Origin of the sequence: Roseovarius nubinhibens ISM (genome assembly GCF_000152625.1) — a bacterium.
Lineage (GTDB): Bacteria > Pseudomonadota > Alphaproteobacteria > Rhodobacterales > Rhodobacteraceae > Roseovarius > Roseovarius nubinhibens.
The window spans coordinates 1,014,620-1,030,497 of sequence record NZ_CH724156.1 but is presented as its reverse complement, the minus strand read 5'-3'; the positions used below and the strand labels follow the sequence as shown (position 1 = coordinate 1,030,497).

Sequence of the window (15,878 nt, the reverse complement as noted above, 5' to 3'; positions counted from 1 at the left end):
ATTAATTCCCTTCGATGGTGAGCGCGGCGTCGACCAGCGCTTCTTGCTGTTGCTTATGTGCCGAGGCCAGGCCCGTGGCGGGCGAGGCCGACGCCGAGCGGCCGGCATAGATGGGGCGGGTGTGCTTGGCCTTGATGCGGGTCAGCACCCATTCGAGATTGGGTTCGATAAAGCTCCAGGCGCCCTGGTTCTTGGGCTCTTCCTGACACCAGACGACATCGGCATTGGTGAACCGTTCCATTTCCTTGACCATGGAGATGGCCGGGAAGGGGTAGAACTGTTCGACGCGCAGCAGGTAGACATCGTCGAGCCCGCGTTTGTCGCGTTCCTCGAGCAGGTCGAAATAGACCTTGCCCGAGCAGACCACGACGCGGCGGATTTTATCATCGGCCACCAGTTTCGTGTCGGAATGGCCCTGTTGCGCATCGTCCCAGAGCACCCGGTGGAAGGAGGAGCCTTTGGTAAAGTCTTCCTTGTTCGAGATGCAGAGCCGGTGGCGCAGCAGCGATTTCGGGGTCATCAGGATCAGCGGCTTGCGGAAGGTGCGGTGCAGCTGACGGCGCAGGATGTGGAAATAGTTGGCGGGCGTCGTGCAGTTGGCGACGATCCAGTTGTCCTGACCGCACATCTGCAAGAAGCGTTCGAGCCGCGCCGAGCTATGTTCCGGGCCCTGGCCCTCGTAGCCATGCGGCAGCAGGCAGACGAGGCCGGACATGCGGAGCCATTTGCTCTCGCCGGAGCTGACGAACTGATCAAACATGATCTGCGCGCCATTGGCGAAATCGCCGAACTGGGCCTCCCAGAGGGTGAGGGCGTTGGGTTCGGCCAGCGTGTAGCCATATTCAAAGCCGAGCACCGCATATTCCGACAGCATCGAGTCGATGACATCGAAATGGGCCTGCCCCTTGCGGATGTTGTTGAGCGGGTAGTAGCGCTCTTCGGTGTCCTGGTTGATCAGGCCGGAGTGGCGCTGGCTAAAGGTGCCGCGGGTACAATCCTGACCCGAGAGGCGGACCGGGAAACCTTCGGTGAGGAGCGAGCCAAAGGCCAGCGCCTCGGCCGTGGCCCAGTCGATGGCCTTGCCGGTCTCAAACATGTTGGCCTTGTTTTCCAGCAGGCGCTGCACGGTCTTGTGCAGCGGGAAACCGTCCGGCGCGGTCGACAGGGCGCGGCCGATTTCATCGAAGGTCTTGGCCTTGATGGCGGTTTCGCCGCGCTGGTAATCCTCGTCCTTGCGGTCGAGATGTTTCCATTTGCCGTCGAGCCAGTCGGCCTTGTTCGGGCGGTAATCCTTGCCGGCCTCGAACTCGTCCGCGAGGAAGGCCTGGAACGCCGCCTTCATATCCTCGATCTCGCCCTCGGGGATGAGACCGTCCTTGATCAGCACGTCGGTGTAGAGCGACAGGGTGGTCTTTTGCTTTTTGATCTTCTTGTACATGACGGGGTTGGTGAACATCGGTTCATCCCCCTCGTTATGGCCGAAGCGGCGATAGCAGATCATGTCGATGACCACGTCCTTCTTGAACCGCTGGCGGAACTCGATGGCGACGCGGGCGGCGTGCACCACCGCCTCGGGGTCGTCGCCGTTGACGTGGAAGATCGGCGCCTCGACCATCAGCGCGATGTCGGTCGGATAGGGCGAGGAGCGCGAGAAATGTGGCGCGGTGGTAAAGCCGATCTGGTTGTTCACCACGATATGGATGGTGCCGCCGGTTTTATGGCCGCGCAGGCCCGAGAGGCCGAAACATTCGGCCACGACGCCCTGGCCGGCAAAGGCCGCGTCGCCATGCAGCAGGATCGGCAGCACCGAGATCCGGTCGCTGTCGTTGTTCTGGTCCTGTTTGGCGCGGACCTTGCCGAGCACCACGGGGTTCACCGCTTCGAGGTGGCTCGGGTTGGCGGTGAGCGACAGGTGCACGGTGTTGCCGTCAAATTCGCGGTCGGACGAGGCGCCGAGGTGGTATTTCACATCGCCGGAGCCGTCGACATCCTCGGGCTTGAAGCTGCCGCCCTGGAATTCGTTGAAAATGGCGCGGTAGGGTTTGCCCATCACATTGGCGAGCACCGAGAGCCGGCCACGGTGCGGCATGCCGATGACGATGTCCTTGACGCCGAGCTGACCGCCGCGCTTGATGATCTGCTCCATCGCGGGGATCAGGCTCTCGCCGCCGTCGAGACCAAAGCGTTTGGTGCCCATGTATTTGACGTGAAGGTATTTTTCGAAGCCTTCCGCCTCGACCAGCTTGTTCAGGATCGCCTTGCGGCCCTCGCGGGTGAAGGTGATTTCCTTGTCATAGCCTTCGATCCGCTCCTTGAGCCAGGCGGATTCCTCGGGGTTGGAAATATGCATGTATTGCAGCGCGAAAGTGCCGCAATAGGTGCGGCGCACGATGCTGAGGATCTCGCGGATCGAGGCCACTTCGAGACCGAGCACATTGTCGATGAAGATCGGCCGGTCCATGTCGGCCTCGGTGAAACCGTAGGATTTCGGATCAAGCTCGGGCCGGTAGGGCATTTCGCGCAGGCCGAGCGGATCGAGATCGGCGACGAGATGGCCGCGGATGCGGTAGGCGCGGATGAGCATCAAGGCGCGCACGCTGTCGAGCACCGCCTGTTGCACGGCGGCGTCGGAAATCTCGACGCCTTTTTCGGCGGCCTTGGCGGTGATCTTGCGGGTCTTATCGGCGGCTTCGACCTCGGGCGGGTAATCCCCGGTCAGCGCCCCGGTGACATCATCTTGGGGCATCGGCGGCCAGTCGGCCCGGGCCCAGGAGGGGCCGGCGGCCTCGCGTTTGACCTCGACCTCGCCATCCCCGAGCTGGGCGAAGAACGCCTGCCAGGCCTCATCCACGGCGTTGGGATCGGTGGCGTAGCGGGCGTAAAGCTGTTCGAGATACTCGGCATTATGCCCCTGCATGAAGCTGGAGGCATGGAACTGATCATTGGGGGATTGGTCGGTCATGATGTCACCTCTATTGGGTTGGGACCGGTGGTAACGCAAAACCTGCGCCGGGCCGGGGCCTGCGCAGGTCGGTTGGGAGAGCGAGCGGGGGCGGCACAGCGGCCGAGCCGTCCGGTGGGACGGCCCGGCCACGATATGCGCGCGGCCCGGTCACTTACCCGATGGCGGCCAGAACGGCTTCGCCCAGACCTGCGGGGCTCTCGGCGACGACGATGCCTGCGGATTTCATCGCTTCGATCTTGTCGTCGGCCCCGCCCTTGCCACCGGCGACGATGGCACCGGCATGGCCCATGCGGCGGCCCGGAGGCGCGGTGCGCCCGGCGATGAAGCCGGCGGTCGGCTTCCAGCGGCCTTTCTTTTTCTCATCGGCGAGGAACTGAGCGGCCTCTTCTTCGGCGCTGCCGCCGATTTCCCCGATCATGATGATGCTCTCGGTCTCGTCATCGGCGAGGAACCATTCGAGCACGTCGATATGTTCGGTGCCCTTGATCGGGTCGCCGCCGATGCCGACGCAGGTCGACTGGCCGAGGCCCACATCGGTGGTCTGTTTGACCGCCTCATAGGTGAGCGTGCCCGAGCGCGACACGACGCCGACCGAGCCACGTTTGTGGATATGGCCGGGCATGATGCCGATCTTGCAGGCGTCGGGGGTGATGATGCCGGGGCAGTTGGGGCCGATGAGGGTCGATTTCGAGCCTTCGAGCGCGCGTTTGACGCGCATCATGTCGAGCACCGGGATGCCTTCGGTGATGCAGACGATGAGCGGCATCTGGGCGTCGATGGCCTCGAGGATCGAGTCGGCCGCGAAGGGGGGCGGCACGTAGATCACCGATGCATCCGCGCTGGTGCGGTCCATGGCTTCGTGGACGCTGTCGAAAACGGGCAGGTCGAGATGGGTCTGACCGCCCTTGCCGGGGGTCACGCCGCCGACCATCTGGGTGCCGTAGGCGATGGCCTGTTCACTGTGAAACGTGCCCTGCGAGCCGGTGAGGCCCTGGCAGATAACTTTGGTATTCTTGTCTACGAGGACTGCCATTTTGGCGTTCTCCTTTGAAATCCGTTGGGGCGGGGGTTGAGGCCCGCCATGGCGAAAGGACGGGCGCCGGGCCCGCCCGTCGCGTTAGCCCTTGACCGCCTTGACGATCTTTTCGGCGCCATCCTTGAGGTCGTCGGCGGCGATCACATCGACATCGGAATTGTTGATGATGGCCTTGCCCTCTTCGACATTGGTGCCTTCGAGGCGGACGACGAGCGGCACCTTGAGGCCCACTTCCTTGACCGCGGCGACGACGCCCTCGGCGATCACGTCACAGCGCATGATGCCGCCGAAGATGTTGACGAGGATGCCTTTGACGTTGGGGTCGGAGGTGATGATCTTGAACGCCTCGGTGACCTTTTCCTTGGTCGCGCCACCGCCCACGTCGAGGAAGTTGGCGGGTTCGGCACCGTAGAGCTTGATGATGTCCATGGTCGCCATGGCGAGGCCCGCGCCGTTCACCATGCAGCCGATTTCACCGTCGAGCGCGATATAGTTGAGGTCGTATTTCGACGCTTCGAGCTCTTTGGGGTCTTCTTCGGTGGTGTCGCGCAGCTCGGCGATGTCGGCGTGGCGATAGATCGCGTTGCCGTCAAAGCCCATCTTGGCGTCGAGGCATTTCAGATCGCCCGCGTCGGTGATGATCAGCGGGTTGATCTCGAGCATCTCCATGTCCTTTTCGAGGAACATCTTGTAGAGCGTGCCCATCAGCGAAACGCATTGTTTGACCTGCTTGCCCTCGAGACCGAGGTTGAAGGCGATGCGACGGCCGTGGAAGGGCTGATAGCCGGTGGCCGGATCGACCGAGAAGCTGAGGATTTTCTCAGGGGTGCTTTCGGCGACTTCCTCGATGTCCATGCCGCCCTCTGTGGAGGCGACGAAGGAGACGCGGCTTGTCTGCCGGTCGACGAGCAGGGCGAGGTAGAATTCCTTTTCGATGCCCGAGCCGTCTTCGATATAGATGCGGTTGACCTGTTTGCCGGCGGGGCCGGTTTGTTTGGTCACCAGGGTGCGGCCGAGCATGCGCTTGGCCTCTTCGGCGGCCTCTTCGACCGATTTGGCGAGACGCACGCCGCCTGCTTCACCGGCGCCGGCCTCTTTGAAGGAGCCCTTGCCGCGGCCGCCCGCGTGGATCTGTGCCTTGACCACCCAGAGAGGGCCGTCCATTTCGCCTGCGGCGGTCTTCGCCTCTTCTGCGCGAAGCACGACCCGGCCATCGGAAACCGGCGCGCCGTAAGAGCGAAGCAGCGCCTTCGCCTGATACTCGTGGATGTTCATAAACCTATCCCGTGTTGGTGCGATTGCCTTGGTATACTGGGCAGGTTGCGAGGGAATTAAAGCGGTTTCTGGGCTGTTGCGGAAAATTGCGCGGATTTTCGCGGATTTGTGATCACATGATATTTTCCTGTGATCACAAGGGCGGCTGCGTCCTGTGGAAAGAATCACCGCCGCGATGTGCCGGGGCCCAGTGGAGGGGGGATGGCGGCACTGTGCCACAGCGCGGCAATGGGATCAAACCGGCGCGGTTTTGTGCAGGGGCGCAGGGAGGCCAAGCCATTCGTATGCAAAGAAAAAAGGGCGCCCCGAGGGACGCCCTTTGCAGTCATGCCGCGGCGATCAGGCCAGCGTGCTGTCGATGCCTTTGCAGGCCTCGACGAGACCTTTGACCGCGTCGACCGATTTGTCGAACATCGCCTGTTCGTCGGAGGTCATCTTGATGTCGATGACCCGCTCGACACCGCCGGCGCCGATGACGGTGGGCACGCCCACATACATGCCATTGAGGCCGAGGGCCCCGTCGACATGGGCGGCGCAGGGCAGGACGCGTTTCTGGTCCTTGAGATAGGCTTCGGCCATTTCGATGGCGCTGGTGGCCGGGGCGTAATAGGCCGAACCGGTTTTCAGCAGGCCGACGATCTCGGCGCCGCCGTCACGGGTGCGCTGAATGATCTGGTCGAGCTTGTCCTGGGTGGTCCAGCCCATGTCCACCAGGTCGGGGAGCGGGATGCCAGCGACGGTCGAGTAGCGGGCCAGCGGCACCATCGTGTCGCCATGGCCGCCGAGCACGAAGGCGGTGACATCGCGCATCGAGACGCCGAATTCGAGGCTCAGGAAGTGACGGAAGCGGGCGCTGTCGAGCACGCCGGCCATGCCGCAGACCATGTTGTGGGGCAGGCCGGAGAATTCGCGCAGGGCCCAGACCATGGCGTCGAGCGGGTTGGTGATGCAGATCACAAAGGCGTTGGGCGCGTGTTCCTTGATGCCTTCGCCGACGGATTTCATGACCTTGAGGTTGATGCCCAGCAGGTCGTCGCGGCTCATCCCCGGTTTGCGCGGCACACCGGCGGTGACGATGCAGACGTCGGCCCCGGCGATATCGGCATAGGATTGGGTGCCCTTGAGCGAGGCGTCGAAGCCTTCGGAGGGGCCGGATTCCGCGATGTCGAGGGCTTTGCCCTCGGGCATGCCTTCGGCAATGTCGAACAGGACGACGTCGCCGAGTTCCTTCATCGCCGCCATATGGGCGAGCGTGCCGCCGATCATACCGGCGCCGATCAGGGCGATCTTGGGTCTGGCCATGGGAGTGTCTCCGCATCAATGTGAATGTTGCCGAGTGCGTAGCCCTTTGCCGCCTTGCGTGCAAGGGTGCAGCGTGCCGCAGGGGGCAATTGTGTACTGTTGTGTACCGTAATTGCGGGGGATTTTGGCAGGCATGGGCGTTTGAAAGGCGGGCCGGATGGGCGAGATGGGCTGGGAGGTGATGGCGGTGGGCGCGGGGGCGGCGCTCTTTGCGGGCATCTCGAAGGGGGGATTCGGATCAGGCGCGGCCTTTGTCGGGGCGGCGGTGCTGGCGCTGTTCGTGTCACCGGGGGCGGCGCTGGCGATCATGTTGCCGCTGTTGCTGGCGATCGATGCGGCGTCATTGCGGGCCTATTGGCGGCAGTGGGATTGGGCGCTGGCGCGGCATTTGCTGCTGGCGTCGGTGCCGGGGGTGTTGCTCGGGGCGCTGGTCTACCGGGTGGCGGATGCGGATCTGTTCCGGCTCATCATCGGGGTGATTTGTCTCGGCTTTGTCGCCTGGCGGCTTTGGCCGCGCCGTGACGCCGCGCGCCGGGATCTGCCGCCTTGGGCGGTCTGGGCGCTGGCAGGGCTCGCGGGGTTCACCAGCTATGTCAGCCATGCCGGCGGGCCGGCGGTGGCAGTGGTCCTGTTGGCGCGGGGCGTGACGAAAACGGTGTTTCAGGCCACGACGGTTCTCGTCTTTGGCCTGATGAACCTGTTGAAATTCGCGCTCTATGCCGGGCAGGGCATGTTCAGCCCGGCGACGCTCTGGCTCGACCTGTGGTTGCTGCCCTTTGCGCTGGCGGGGACGTGGATTGGCGTGATGGCCCATCACCGAATTCCCGAGCGCTGGTTCTTTGGGCTCACCTACGGGTTGCTGATCGTCACCGGGCTGCGGCTTGTGCAGGTGGCGCTGAGCTAGGCGTCGCTGCCCTCGGCGGGCAGCGCCTCGGCCATGGTTTCATAGGCCTGACCGGAGGCCACGAGGCAGGCGATGCCGCGCGGGGTGGTGACGATGATGGTCCAGCTGCCGGAGATCGGTGAGGCAAAGACCTCGATCACCGCGTTGTTGGAGCCGAGCCCCATGCTCTGCCGGGATTCGCCGTATTTTGTGGCGAGCCGGTCGACGACCATGTCACGGGGCGCGCAATTCTGTGCCTGACCTTCGGCGGTGAGCCCGCCGGAGAGGAAGGCCAGCCCGGCCGTGCAGGCGATCATCAGTTGTTTTCTCATGTCGCAGTCCTTTCCAGATGGTTGGGCCCCTGTCACGCCGGGGGTCGGTTCACGCCCCGGCTCTGGGTACAGCCTGCCGAATGATCCCTGAAAACACGGTTAACGCCGCGTGCTTTGCCCCGAAAAGAGGGGTGTCGCTGCGTTGCGGCATGAAAGGGCTTGAACATTTCGGGCAAAAAATGGCATCCCTGCGCAAGAAAATTTCACACTCCCCGAGAGGTGCCGCCGATGGACATGACCAACCACCCCTATCGTTCCGTGCTCTATATCCCCGGCTCGAAGGAGCGGGCGCTCGACAAGGCGCGAAGCCTGCCGGCGGATGCGATCATCTTCGATCTCGAGGATGCGGTGGCCCCGGATGCCAAGGCGGAGGCGCGCGAAACGCTGGCCGCGTCGCTGCGCGAGGGGGGCTATGGCAAGCGGATCAAGATCGTGCGGATCAATGCGCTCACCACGGAGTGGGGGCTCGAGGATGTGCGGGTGCTGCGCGATGCGGGGGCCGATGCGATCCTCTTGCCCAAGGTCAATTCGCCGTCGGATGTGGATGCGCTGGCCGATCTCTTGCCGCCGACCATGCCGATCTGGGTGATGATGGAGACGCCGGTCAGCGTGTTCAACGCGCGCGAGATTGCGGCGCATGGCCGGGTGGCGGGGCTGGTCACCGGGACCAATGATCTGATCAAGGATCTGGGCTGTCGGTCGCGGGCGGATCGGATGCCGCTGATGACCGCGTTGCAGACCATCGTGATGGCGGCACGGGCGGCGCGGATCGTGGCGATTGACGGGGTCTATAACCGGTTTCGTGATGGCGATGGGCTCAAGGCCGAGTGCGAGCAGGGGCGGGATCTGGGCTTTGACGGCAAGACGCTGATCCATCCGGCGCAGATCGAGGGGGCCAATCAGGCCTTTGCGCCGACCAGTTCCGAGATTGATCTCGCCGAGCGTCAGATCAAGGCCTATGAAGACAGCATGGCCTCGGGGCAGGGGATCGCGGTGGTCGACGGGCAGATCGTCGAGAACCTGCATGTGGTGGCCGCGCAACGTATTCTCGCCAAGGCGCGTGCCGTGGCCGAGATGGCCGAAGGGTAAGGGAGTAGAGACATGAAGATTTACCGTTTGCTGACCGAAGACGACACGTCGAAATTCTGCCACAAGGTGACCGAGGCGCTGAGCAAGGGGTGGGAGCTCTATGGCAATCCGACCTATGCGTTCGATGCGTCAAACGGCGTTATGCGCTGTGGTCAGGCGGTGACCAAGGAGGTCGATGCCGAATACAGCCCGGATATGAAGCTGGGGGCGCAGTGATCATGGGGGCGGCCAAGACCAATCCGGGGCGGTTTTTCGAGGATTATACCGTCGGCGAGACCATCCATCACGCGGTGCCGCGCAGTGTCGGCGCGGGAGAGCGGGCGCTCTATCATGCGCTCTACCCGGCGCGGCATGCGCTCTATTCCTCCGATGAGTTTGCCCGGTCCTGTGGCCTGAAGCAGAGCCCGCTGGACGATATTGCCGCCTTTCATGTGGTGTTCGGCAAGACGGTGCCGGATGTGTCGCTCAATGCGCTGGCCAATCTGGGCTATGCCGAGGGGCGGTGGCTCAAACCCGTCTATGCCGGCGATACGATCCGGTCGACGTCCGAGGTGATCGGGGTCAAGCAGAACTCGAACGGGAAATCCGGTGTCGTCTGGGTGCGGACCAAGGGCCATAACCAGCGCGACGAGGTGGTGATCGACTATGTGCGCTGGGCCATGGTGCGCAAGCGCGATCTCGACGCGCCGGCGCCCGAGGTGGTGATCCCCGAGCTCAAACCCGCGCTGGCGGCAGAGGATCTGGTGGTGCCCGAGGGGCTGCGGTTTGACGAGTACGATTTCACGCTGGCGGGTGAGGCGCATCGCTGGGGCGATTACGAGATCGGCGAGACCATTGACCATGTCGATGGGGTGACCGTCGAAGAGGCCGAGCATATGATGGCGACGCGGCTCTGGCAGAACACGGCCAAGGTGCATTTCGATGTCTCGTCGCGGCCCGATGGGCGGCGGCTCATCTATGGCGGGCATGTGATTTCCATGGCGCGCACGCTGAGCTTTAACGGTTTGGCCAATGCGCAGATGGTCGTGGGGCTCAATGGTGGGGCGCATGCGAACCCCTGTTTCTCGGGCGATACGATCCGGGCCTGGTCCGAGGTTCTCGACAAGGCCGAGACCGGGGTGCCCGGCGTGGGCGCGATCCGGCTGCGGCTTGTCGCGACGAAGGGCGGCGCGCCCTTCATGCTCAAGGGCGAGGATGGGAAATACCTGCCCGATGTGATGCTCGACCTCGATTACTGGGCCTTGATGCCGATGTGATCCTGAGGTGGATTAATTGCAGACCGGCCCCGTATCCGAGATGCGGGGCCGGTGTCGTTTGAGGGGGTGTTTTGGGGCGCTGGTTGCGCGCTCAGCGGCGCACATGCACCGAGCAGGAAGCGAAGCGCATGACCCGGGCCGCGGTCGAGCCGAGCAGGAAATCTCGCAGCCCCGGTTTGTGCGAGCCGATCACGATACAGTCGATGTCGGAGCCTGCGGCATAGTCGACGATGCTGCGGGCGGGGTGGCCTTTCTTGATCACCGGCTCGACCTCGGGGTGGTCGGCGAGTTTTTCATGCATTTTCTCGCGAGCGGCCTCAAAGCTGGCGCGGACCACCTCTTCGTCGAGATAGACGCCGACCGTGCCGCTCGGCATTTCATAGATATGCAGCGCGGTGATCTTGCCGCCTTCGGCCAGAAGCTTCTTGGCGACGTCGAGCGTTTCGGGCGAGATCCCGTGATCGAGCGCCATGGGAACGAGGATGTGTTTGTACATGGTGTGTCTCCTCAGAGGGCGGCGCGTTGGGATCAGCCCCAGGGCCGCAGGATGATTTTCGGGCTGGCCACCCGGCCCGCGCGCAGATCGGCAAAGGCCTCTGCCCCGTCGGACAGGTTGCGTGTCTCTGTCCAGTCGAGCGGGCCGAGGCGGTTGTCGAAGATGGCCTGGGCCGTATCGCGAAAGTCCTGCGCCGTATAGGTATAAGTGCCGATAAAGGTGATCTCTTGCAAGGTCATGCGGCGGATGTCGAGCCCGCCCGCATCCTCGCCGAGGCCGATATGGGTGATCACCCCGCCGGGGCGGGTGAGGGCGCTGGCGCGGGCGCGGGTGGCGGCGAAGCCTACCGCATCGACCACCAGATCGAAGAGACCTTCGGGGGTTTCCACGGCATGCACGGCGCAGCGGTCGCGCAGAAAGGCGCGGCGGGCGGGCTGGGGCTCGGCCAGGGTGATGTCATAGCCGCCCATGGCCCGGAGCGCGAGCACGGCGGCAAGGCCGATGGCACCGCCGCCGATGACCAGCGCCCGGGGCGTGATGTCGTCGGGCAGGGCGGCAAGGCCGAGGCGCACGCCATGCCAGCTCACCGCCAGCGGTTCGGCCAGCGCCGCCTTGGTGAGGGGCGTGGCCTCCGGCACGGTGACGAGATTGCGGGCGGGCATGGTGACATATTGCGCGAAAGCGCCTTCGCGGGGCGGCATCGAGATGATCTGCCGCGTGGCGCAGAGGTTTTCGCGGCCCGCCAGGCAGGCGGGGCAGGTGCCGCAGGTGACCAGCGGGTTGATGGTCACCCGTTCGCCGTCGCGGGGGCCGCCTTCGATCACGCCGGCGCCCTCATGGCCGAGGATCAGCGGCGCGGGGCGGCGGTCGTCATGGCCGAGATAGGCGTGCATGTCCGAGCCGCAGATGCCCACCGCCTCGATCCGGATGAGCAGGTCCTCGCCCTCGGCGGCGGGGGGGCGTGTGTCGCGATAGCCGAGCTGTTCGGGGGCGTCGTAGATGAGAGCCTTCATTTCGCGGTGAACCCCCCGTCGACCATCAATAGCTGTCCCGTCACATAGGACGAGGCCTCGGAGCAGAGAAAGAGCAGCGGCCCGTCGAGATCGGCCAAGGTGCCGTTGCGGCCAAGGCAGGTCTGGGCGGCGTTGCGGGCGGCGCGGTCGGGGTCGCTGAACACGGCTTGGGTGAGCTCGGTCGGGAAGAAGCCCGGCCCGATGGCGTTGGCGGTGATGCCATGCGGCGACCAGGCCTCGGCCATGGCGCGGGTGAGCTGGGTCACGCCGCCCTTGGTGGTGCCATAGGCGATCCCGCCGGGAAAGGCGCGGCTGCTTTGCAGGGAGGCGAAGTTGACGATGCGGCCCCAGCCCCGGTCGCGCATGGCGGGCACGAGGGCCTGGCTCAGAAAGAACGGGGCGGTGAGGTTGATCGCGAGGGTCGCATCCCAGCCCTCTTGCGTGACCTCGTCGGCGGGCTGGCGGGTGTTGAGCCCGGCGGCATGAACCACGATATCGGGCGCGCCAAAGGGTGCGGCGATGGCGCGGGCCACATCGCCGAGCGCGTCGTGGTCCGAGAGATCGGCGGCGATGGCGGCGGCGCGGTCCGGCCCGAGATCGTCGCGCCAGGCCCCGAGCGCCTCGGCCCGGCGGGCGACGCCCACCACCCGCGCCCCGGCGCGGGCGAGCAGGCTTGCCGCATGTTGGCCGAGGCCAGAGCTGGCCCCGGTGACACAGGCGATGCGGCCCGTGAGATCAAAGAGCTGGGAGGGGTGCATCGGCTCAGCCATGGGCGGTCAGATCGAAGGTTTCGTCGGGGAAATACTTGGCGAGGCGCACATCGGCGGCGCGGGCGTGGCCCTCCATCCCTTCGAGGCGCGAGATGCGGGCGGTGGCCTCGGCGATGGGTTTGGAGCCCGTGCGGGTGGCGCGCTGCCAGGTTACGATCTTCATGTATTTATGGACCGAGAGCCCGCCGGTATAGCTCGCCGCGCCGGAGGTCGGCAGCACGTGGTTGGTGCCGGTGGCCTTGTCGCCATAGGAGACGGTGGTCTCTTCGCCGAGGAAGAGCGAGCCGTAGCAGGTCAGCCGGTCGAGCCACCAGTCGAGATCCTCGGCCTGCACCGTGAGATGTTCGGGGGCGTAATCGTCGGAGGTTGCGGCCATTTCCTCGCGGTCGGCGCAGAGGATCACCTCGGCATAGTCGCGCCATGCGGCGGCGGCATTGTCGCGGTTGACCTCGGGCAGGTCGTCGATCAGCGCGGGCACGCGGGCCATGACATCCTCGGCCAGGGCGCGGTCATCGGTGACCAGCCAGACCGGCGAGTTGTAGCCATGTTCGGCCTGGCTCACCAGATCGGTGGCGACGATATGGGGGTCGGCGGTCTTGTCGGCGAGGATGAGACTGTCGGTCGGGCCGGCGATCATGTCGATGCCGACGCGGCCAAAGAGGATGCGCTTGGCTTCGGCGACGAACTGATTGCCGGGGCCGACGAGGATATTGGCCTTGGGCAGGCCGAAGAGGCCGAAGGTCATCGCGGCGATGGCCTGCACCCCGCCCATGGCCATGATTTTGTCCGCACCGCAGATATGGGCGGCATAGACGATGGCCGGGTTCACGCCGACGCCGGGGCGCGGCGGCGAGCAGGCGGTGATATGTTTGCAGCCTGCGACCTTGGCGGTGGTCACGGTCATGATGGCGCTGGCGACGTGGGAATAGCGCCCGCCCGGCGCGTAACAGCCTGCCGCATCGACGGGGATCGCCTTTTGCCCGGCAATCACCCCCGGCACGATCTCATATTCGACATTGGCGACGGTCGATTTCTGCTGCTCGGCAAAGCGTTTCACATTGTCATGGGCAAAGCGGATGTCGGCCTTGAGCTTTTCCGGGACGAGGGCGCAGGCGGCGTCGATTTCCTCGGCGGTGAGCATCACGTTGCCGTCGTATTTGTCGAATTTCGCTGCATAGTCGAGGGCGGCCTGATCGCCGCCCGCTTCGATGTCGGCGAGGATCTTGCGGACCGTGTCATGCACGTCCGAGGCATCGGAGCGCGAGGTGAGATGAGCTTTTTTCAGATAGTCACGGGCCATGGGGGATCCTGTCGCAAAGGGGTTTCGGGGGCCGGGCGGGGTGCCGCGGGAGAATCTCTTGAGAGGCAATGTAAGCGCTTGCATGGCGTTATTGCAAGCGCTTACATTTGTGCCATGCGCGGCGGGCCCGATCTGGCGTCTGCTGCCGCGACAGATTAGAGTGCGCCCATGACAGATGTCCCGCCCAACCCCACGCTCGAAGATGTCGCCCGGATGGCCGGGGTGTCGACGGCCACAGTGTCGCGCTGTCTCAACGCGCCGGACAAGGTGGTGGAACGCACGCGGGTGCGGGTGCTGGAGGCGGTGCGCGAGCTGGGCTATCTGCCGAATTTCGGGGCGCGGGCGATGGTGGCGCGGCGCACCAACACGATCGGCGCGATCATTCCGACCATGGCCAATGCGATCTTTGCCCGCGGTCTGCAGGCGTTTCAGGAAGAGGCGCGGCGGCTGGGCTATCAGCTCTTGGTGGCGAGTTCATCCTATCGGGCCGATCTCGAGGAAGAGCAGGCGCGGGCGCTGGCGGCGCGGGGGGCGGATGGGCTGTTGCTCATCGGGTTGGAGCGGGCCGAGACGCTCACCGCGTTTCTGGCGCAGCGCGGCCTGCCGGCGGTGGTGGCCTGGACCTATGGGGCGGAGGCGGCGCTGCCGACGGTGGGGTTCGACAATCGCGCGGCGATGCGGGGGCTGGCGGAGGAGGTGCTGCGCCTCGGGCATCGGCGGGTGGCGATGATCAGCGCGCCGGTGGCGCATAATGACCGGGCAAGGGCGCGGCTTGAGGGGCTGCGCGATGCGCTGGGGGCGGCGGGGCTCGGAACGGGGCTTCGGGTCATCGAGACGCGCTATGGGCTGGACGAGGGCGGCGCGGCACTTGCGCGATTGATGCAGGGCGAGACGCCGCCGACGGCGGTTCTGTGCGGCAATGATGTTTTGGCGGCGGGGGCGATCCGTCAGGCGCGGGCGCTCGGGCTGCGGGTGCCGGAGGATGTCTCGATCACCGGGTTTGACGATCTCGAGCTGGCGACGCTGGTCACGCCGGCGCTCACCACGGTGCATGTGCCGCATCAGGAGATGGGGCGGCTCGCGGCGCGCTGTCTTGTTGAAATGGTTGAACAATCCATGCGGCCACGGCCGGCGCCGCTGGCCACAGAGCTGCGGCTGCGCGACTCGCTCGGGCCGCCGCCCGTGGTCTGAGGCGGATTTCGCCATTTGTGATGACATCTTGTGATCACGAGAAAGAAAGTGTGATCACAAGATGTGGATTTGTCGGCAATTGGCCGCATAATCCGCTTATTTCCCCTGTGCAATCCGTTCTGCCACGTTAAAAAGGGGCAACTGACGCGGCGCAGGAGGCCTGCCTCGCATCACCAAGCCTGGAGGACGCGACATCATGGCAGATGTGAACAGGGGCGACCGCCCGCTTTCACCCCACCTGACGATCTATCGGCCGCAACTGACCTCGATGACATCGATCCTGACGCGGATCACCGGCAACGCGCTGTTGCTGGGGGCGCTGCTCATGGTCTGGTGGTTTCTCGCGGCGGCGACGGGGCCGGAGTATTTCGCCACCGTTGACGGGATCGTCACCAGTTTCCTCGGGGATCTGATCATGGTCGGATCGCTCTGGGCGCTGTGGTATCACCTGCTGGCGGGCGTGCGGCACCTGATCTGGGACAATGCCTTGATGCTCGAACTGGAGCGGGCCGAGATGCTCGGCTGGTCGGTCATCGCGGGATCGGTCGTGCTGACCATTCTCACCATCATCATCATCTGAGGGGCCAGCCATGCGTTACCTGACTGACCGCAAGCGCGCTGTCGGCCTTGGCTCTGCCAAGTCCGGTGTGCATCACTTCTGGGCGATGAAACTGTCGAGCGCGGGGCTTCTCGTGCTGGTGCCGTTGTTCATCTTTACCTTTGGGCCGATGCTCGGCGCGCCGCATGCCGAGGTGGTCGCCTATTTCGCCCGGCCCTTCCCGGCGCTTGTCGCCGCGCTCACGATCATCGTGGGGTTCAAGCATTTCCGCGATGGCGCGCAGATCATGCTTGAGGATTACGTGCATGGCACGGCGCAGAAGATCTGCATCATGGCGCTGACCCTGTTGAGCTATGGTGCCATGGCCGCGGGCCTCTTCGCCATCGCCAAAATCGCCCTTTGAGACCGGAG

The 15,878-nt window shown here is 64.8% G+C and carries 16 protein-coding genes; 7 read left to right on the top strand and 9 right to left on the bottom strand.

All coding sequences use genetic code 11. The annotated features are described in order from the left end of the window. Nucleotide 1 precedes the first annotated feature (1 nt). From ISM_RS05020 to mdh, 4 genes are all read right to left on the bottom strand, one after another. Nucleotides 2–2,962, bottom strand: coding sequence for a 2-oxoglutarate dehydrogenase E1 component (locus ISM_RS05020; RefSeq protein WP_009813038.1), 2,961 nt, complete (start codon nucleotides 2,960–2,962; stop codon nucleotides 2–4). Nucleotides 2,963–3,116: 154 nt separating this feature from the next. Continuing rightward, nucleotides 3,117–3,998, bottom strand: coding sequence for a succinate--CoA ligase subunit alpha (gene sucD / locus ISM_RS05015; RefSeq protein ID WP_009813037.1), 882 nt, complete (start codon nucleotides 3,996–3,998; stop codon nucleotides 3,117–3,119). An 84-nt stretch (nucleotides 3,999–4,082) separates the two neighbouring features. Next, entirely contained in the window at nucleotides 4,083–5,276 is a 1,194-nt protein-coding gene (gene sucC, locus ISM_RS05010; protein ID WP_009813036.1) for an ADP-forming succinate--CoA ligase subunit beta, read from the bottom strand. 339 nt (nucleotides 5,277–5,615) lie between these two features. Next, nucleotides 5,616–6,578 carry a malate dehydrogenase gene (gene mdh / locus ISM_RS05005; RefSeq protein ID WP_009813035.1) on the bottom strand — a complete coding sequence of 321 codons (963 nt, stop codon included), beginning with the start codon at nucleotides 6,576–6,578 and terminating at the stop codon, nucleotides 5,616–5,618. 157 nt (nucleotides 6,579–6,735) lie between these two features. Between mdh and ISM_RS05000 the strand changes: the two genes are divergently transcribed. Next, nucleotides 6,736–7,482 (top strand): sulfite exporter TauE/SafE family protein, encoded by a 747-nt coding sequence (locus tag ISM_RS05000; RefSeq protein ID WP_009813034.1) that lies wholly within the window; start codon nucleotides 6,736–6,738, stop codon nucleotides 7,480–7,482. Here ISM_RS05000 and ISM_RS04995 read toward each other — a convergent pair. Further along, a complete protein-coding gene (locus ISM_RS04995) occupies nucleotides 7,479–7,793 on the bottom strand; it encodes a hypothetical protein (protein WP_198011649.1) in 315 nt (104 codons plus the stop codon). The two genes, ISM_RS05000 and ISM_RS04995, sit on opposite strands and share 4 nt — an antisense overlap. 228 nt (nucleotides 7,794–8,021) lie before the next feature. Between ISM_RS04995 and ISM_RS04990 the strand changes: the two genes are divergently transcribed. From ISM_RS04990 to ISM_RS04980, 3 genes are read left to right on the top strand one after another with little or no spacing between them, the layout of a single operon-like run. After that, nucleotides 8,022–8,882 carry an HpcH/HpaI aldolase/citrate lyase family protein gene (locus tag ISM_RS04990; RefSeq protein WP_009813032.1) on the top strand — a complete coding sequence of 287 codons (861 nt, stop codon included), beginning with the start codon at nucleotides 8,022–8,024 and terminating at the stop codon, nucleotides 8,880–8,882. 12 nt (nucleotides 8,883–8,894) lie between these two features. Beyond that, nucleotides 8,895–9,098 carry a DUF1737 domain-containing protein gene (locus ISM_RS04985; RefSeq protein WP_009813031.1) on the top strand — a complete coding sequence of 68 codons (204 nt, stop codon included), beginning with the start codon at nucleotides 8,895–8,897 and terminating at the stop codon, nucleotides 9,096–9,098. Between the two features lie 2 nt (nucleotides 9,099–9,100). After that, nucleotides 9,101–10,138 (top strand): MaoC family dehydratase, encoded by a 1,038-nt coding sequence (locus tag ISM_RS04980; RefSeq protein WP_040617863.1) that lies wholly within the window; start codon nucleotides 9,101–9,103, stop codon nucleotides 10,136–10,138. A gap of 91 nt (nucleotides 10,139–10,229) precedes the next feature. Here the strand turns inward: ISM_RS04980 and ISM_RS04975 are convergent, their stop codons facing one another. The 4 genes from ISM_RS04975 to hisD are packed head-to-tail and all read right to left on the bottom strand — an operon-like array spanning nucleotide 10,230 to nucleotide 13,717. Then, entirely contained in the window at nucleotides 10,230–10,634 is a 405-nt protein-coding gene (locus ISM_RS04975; RefSeq protein ID WP_040617862.1) for a universal stress protein, read from the bottom strand. A 32-nt stretch (nucleotides 10,635–10,666) separates the two neighbouring features. Further along, nucleotides 10,667–11,647: a zinc-dependent alcohol dehydrogenase gene (locus ISM_RS04970; RefSeq protein WP_009813028.1), complete on the bottom strand. Its 981-nt coding sequence runs from the start codon at nucleotides 11,645–11,647 to the stop codon at nucleotides 10,667–10,669. Beyond that, entirely contained in the window at nucleotides 11,644–12,417 is a 774-nt protein-coding gene (locus ISM_RS04965) for an SDR family NAD(P)-dependent oxidoreductase (protein ID WP_040617861.1), read from the bottom strand. Before ISM_RS04965 ends, ISM_RS04970 begins: the two co-directional genes overlap by 4 nt. Further along, nucleotides 12,410–13,717: a histidinol dehydrogenase gene (hisD, locus tag ISM_RS04960; protein ID WP_009813026.1), complete on the bottom strand. Its 1,308-nt coding sequence runs from the start codon at nucleotides 13,715–13,717 to the stop codon at nucleotides 12,410–12,412. Before hisD ends, ISM_RS04965 begins: the two co-directional genes overlap by 8 nt. A 168-nt stretch (nucleotides 13,718–13,885) precedes the next feature. Between hisD and ISM_RS04955 the strand changes: the two genes are divergently transcribed. The 3 genes from ISM_RS04955 (at nucleotide 13,886) to sdhD (ending at nucleotide 15,870) form a co-directional block, all read left to right on the top strand. Then, on the top strand, nucleotides 13,886–14,908 hold the full coding sequence (locus tag ISM_RS04955; protein WP_009813025.1) for a LacI family DNA-binding transcriptional regulator: 1,023 nt from the start codon (nucleotides 13,886–13,888) through the stop codon (nucleotides 14,906–14,908). 196 nt (nucleotides 14,909–15,104) lie between these two features. Continuing rightward, nucleotides 15,105–15,488 (top strand): succinate dehydrogenase, cytochrome b556 subunit, encoded by a 384-nt coding sequence (gene sdhC, locus ISM_RS04950; RefSeq protein WP_040617860.1) that lies wholly within the window; start codon nucleotides 15,105–15,107, stop codon nucleotides 15,486–15,488. Between the two features lie 10 nt (nucleotides 15,489–15,498). Beyond that, entirely contained in the window at nucleotides 15,499–15,870 is a 372-nt protein-coding gene (gene sdhD, locus ISM_RS04945; protein ID WP_040617859.1) for a succinate dehydrogenase, hydrophobic membrane anchor protein, read from the top strand. Nucleotides 15,871–15,878 lie beyond the last annotated feature (8 nt).

Bases quoted from the DNA above. Each gene is read 5' to 3' on its own strand.
- ISM_RS05020 (WP_009813038.1), bottom strand. From the start codon at position 2,962: ATGACCGACCAATCCCCCAATGATCAGTTCCATGCCTCCAGCTTCATG.
- sucD (WP_009813037.1), bottom strand. From the start codon at position 3,998: ATGGCAGTCCTCGTAGACAAGAATACCAAAGTTATCTGCCAGGGCCTC.
- sucC (WP_009813036.1), bottom strand. From the start codon at position 5,276: ATGAACATCCACGAGTATCAGGCGAAGGCGCTGCTTCGCTCTTACGGC.
- mdh (WP_009813035.1), bottom strand. From the start codon at position 6,578: ATGGCCAGACCCAAGATCGCCCTGATCGGCGCCGGTATGATCGGCGGC.
- ISM_RS05000 (WP_009813034.1), top strand. From the start codon at position 6,736: ATGGGCGAGATGGGCTGGGAGGTGATGGCGGTGGGCGCGGGGGCGGCG.
- ISM_RS04995 (WP_198011649.1), bottom strand. From the start codon at position 7,793: ATGAGAAAACAACTGATGATCGCCTGCACGGCCGGGCTGGCCTTCCTC.
- ISM_RS04990 (WP_009813032.1), top strand. From the start codon at position 8,022: ATGGACATGACCAACCACCCCTATCGTTCCGTGCTCTATATCCCCGGC.
- ISM_RS04985 (WP_009813031.1), top strand. From the start codon at position 8,895: ATGAAGATTTACCGTTTGCTGACCGAAGACGACACGTCGAAATTCTGC.
- ISM_RS04980 (WP_040617863.1), top strand. From the start codon at position 9,101: ATGGGGGCGGCCAAGACCAATCCGGGGCGGTTTTTCGAGGATTATACC.
- ISM_RS04975 (WP_040617862.1), bottom strand. From the start codon at position 10,634: ATGTACAAACACATCCTCGTTCCCATGGCGCTCGATCACGGGATCTCG.
- ISM_RS04970 (WP_009813028.1), bottom strand. From the start codon at position 11,647: ATGAAGGCTCTCATCTACGACGCCCCCGAACAGCTCGGCTATCGCGAC.
- ISM_RS04965 (WP_040617861.1), bottom strand. From the start codon at position 12,417: ATGGCTGAGCCGATGCACCCCTCCCAGCTCTTTGATCTCACGGGCCGC.
- hisD (WP_009813026.1), bottom strand. From the start codon at position 13,717: ATGGCCCGTGACTATCTGAAAAAAGCTCATCTCACCTCGCGCTCCGAT.
- ISM_RS04955 (WP_009813025.1), top strand. From the start codon at position 13,886: ATGACAGATGTCCCGCCCAACCCCACGCTCGAAGATGTCGCCCGGATG.
- sdhC (WP_040617860.1), top strand. From the start codon at position 15,105: ATGGCAGATGTGAACAGGGGCGACCGCCCGCTTTCACCCCACCTGACG.
- sdhD (WP_040617859.1), top strand. From the start codon at position 15,499: ATGCGTTACCTGACTGACCGCAAGCGCGCTGTCGGCCTTGGCTCTGCC.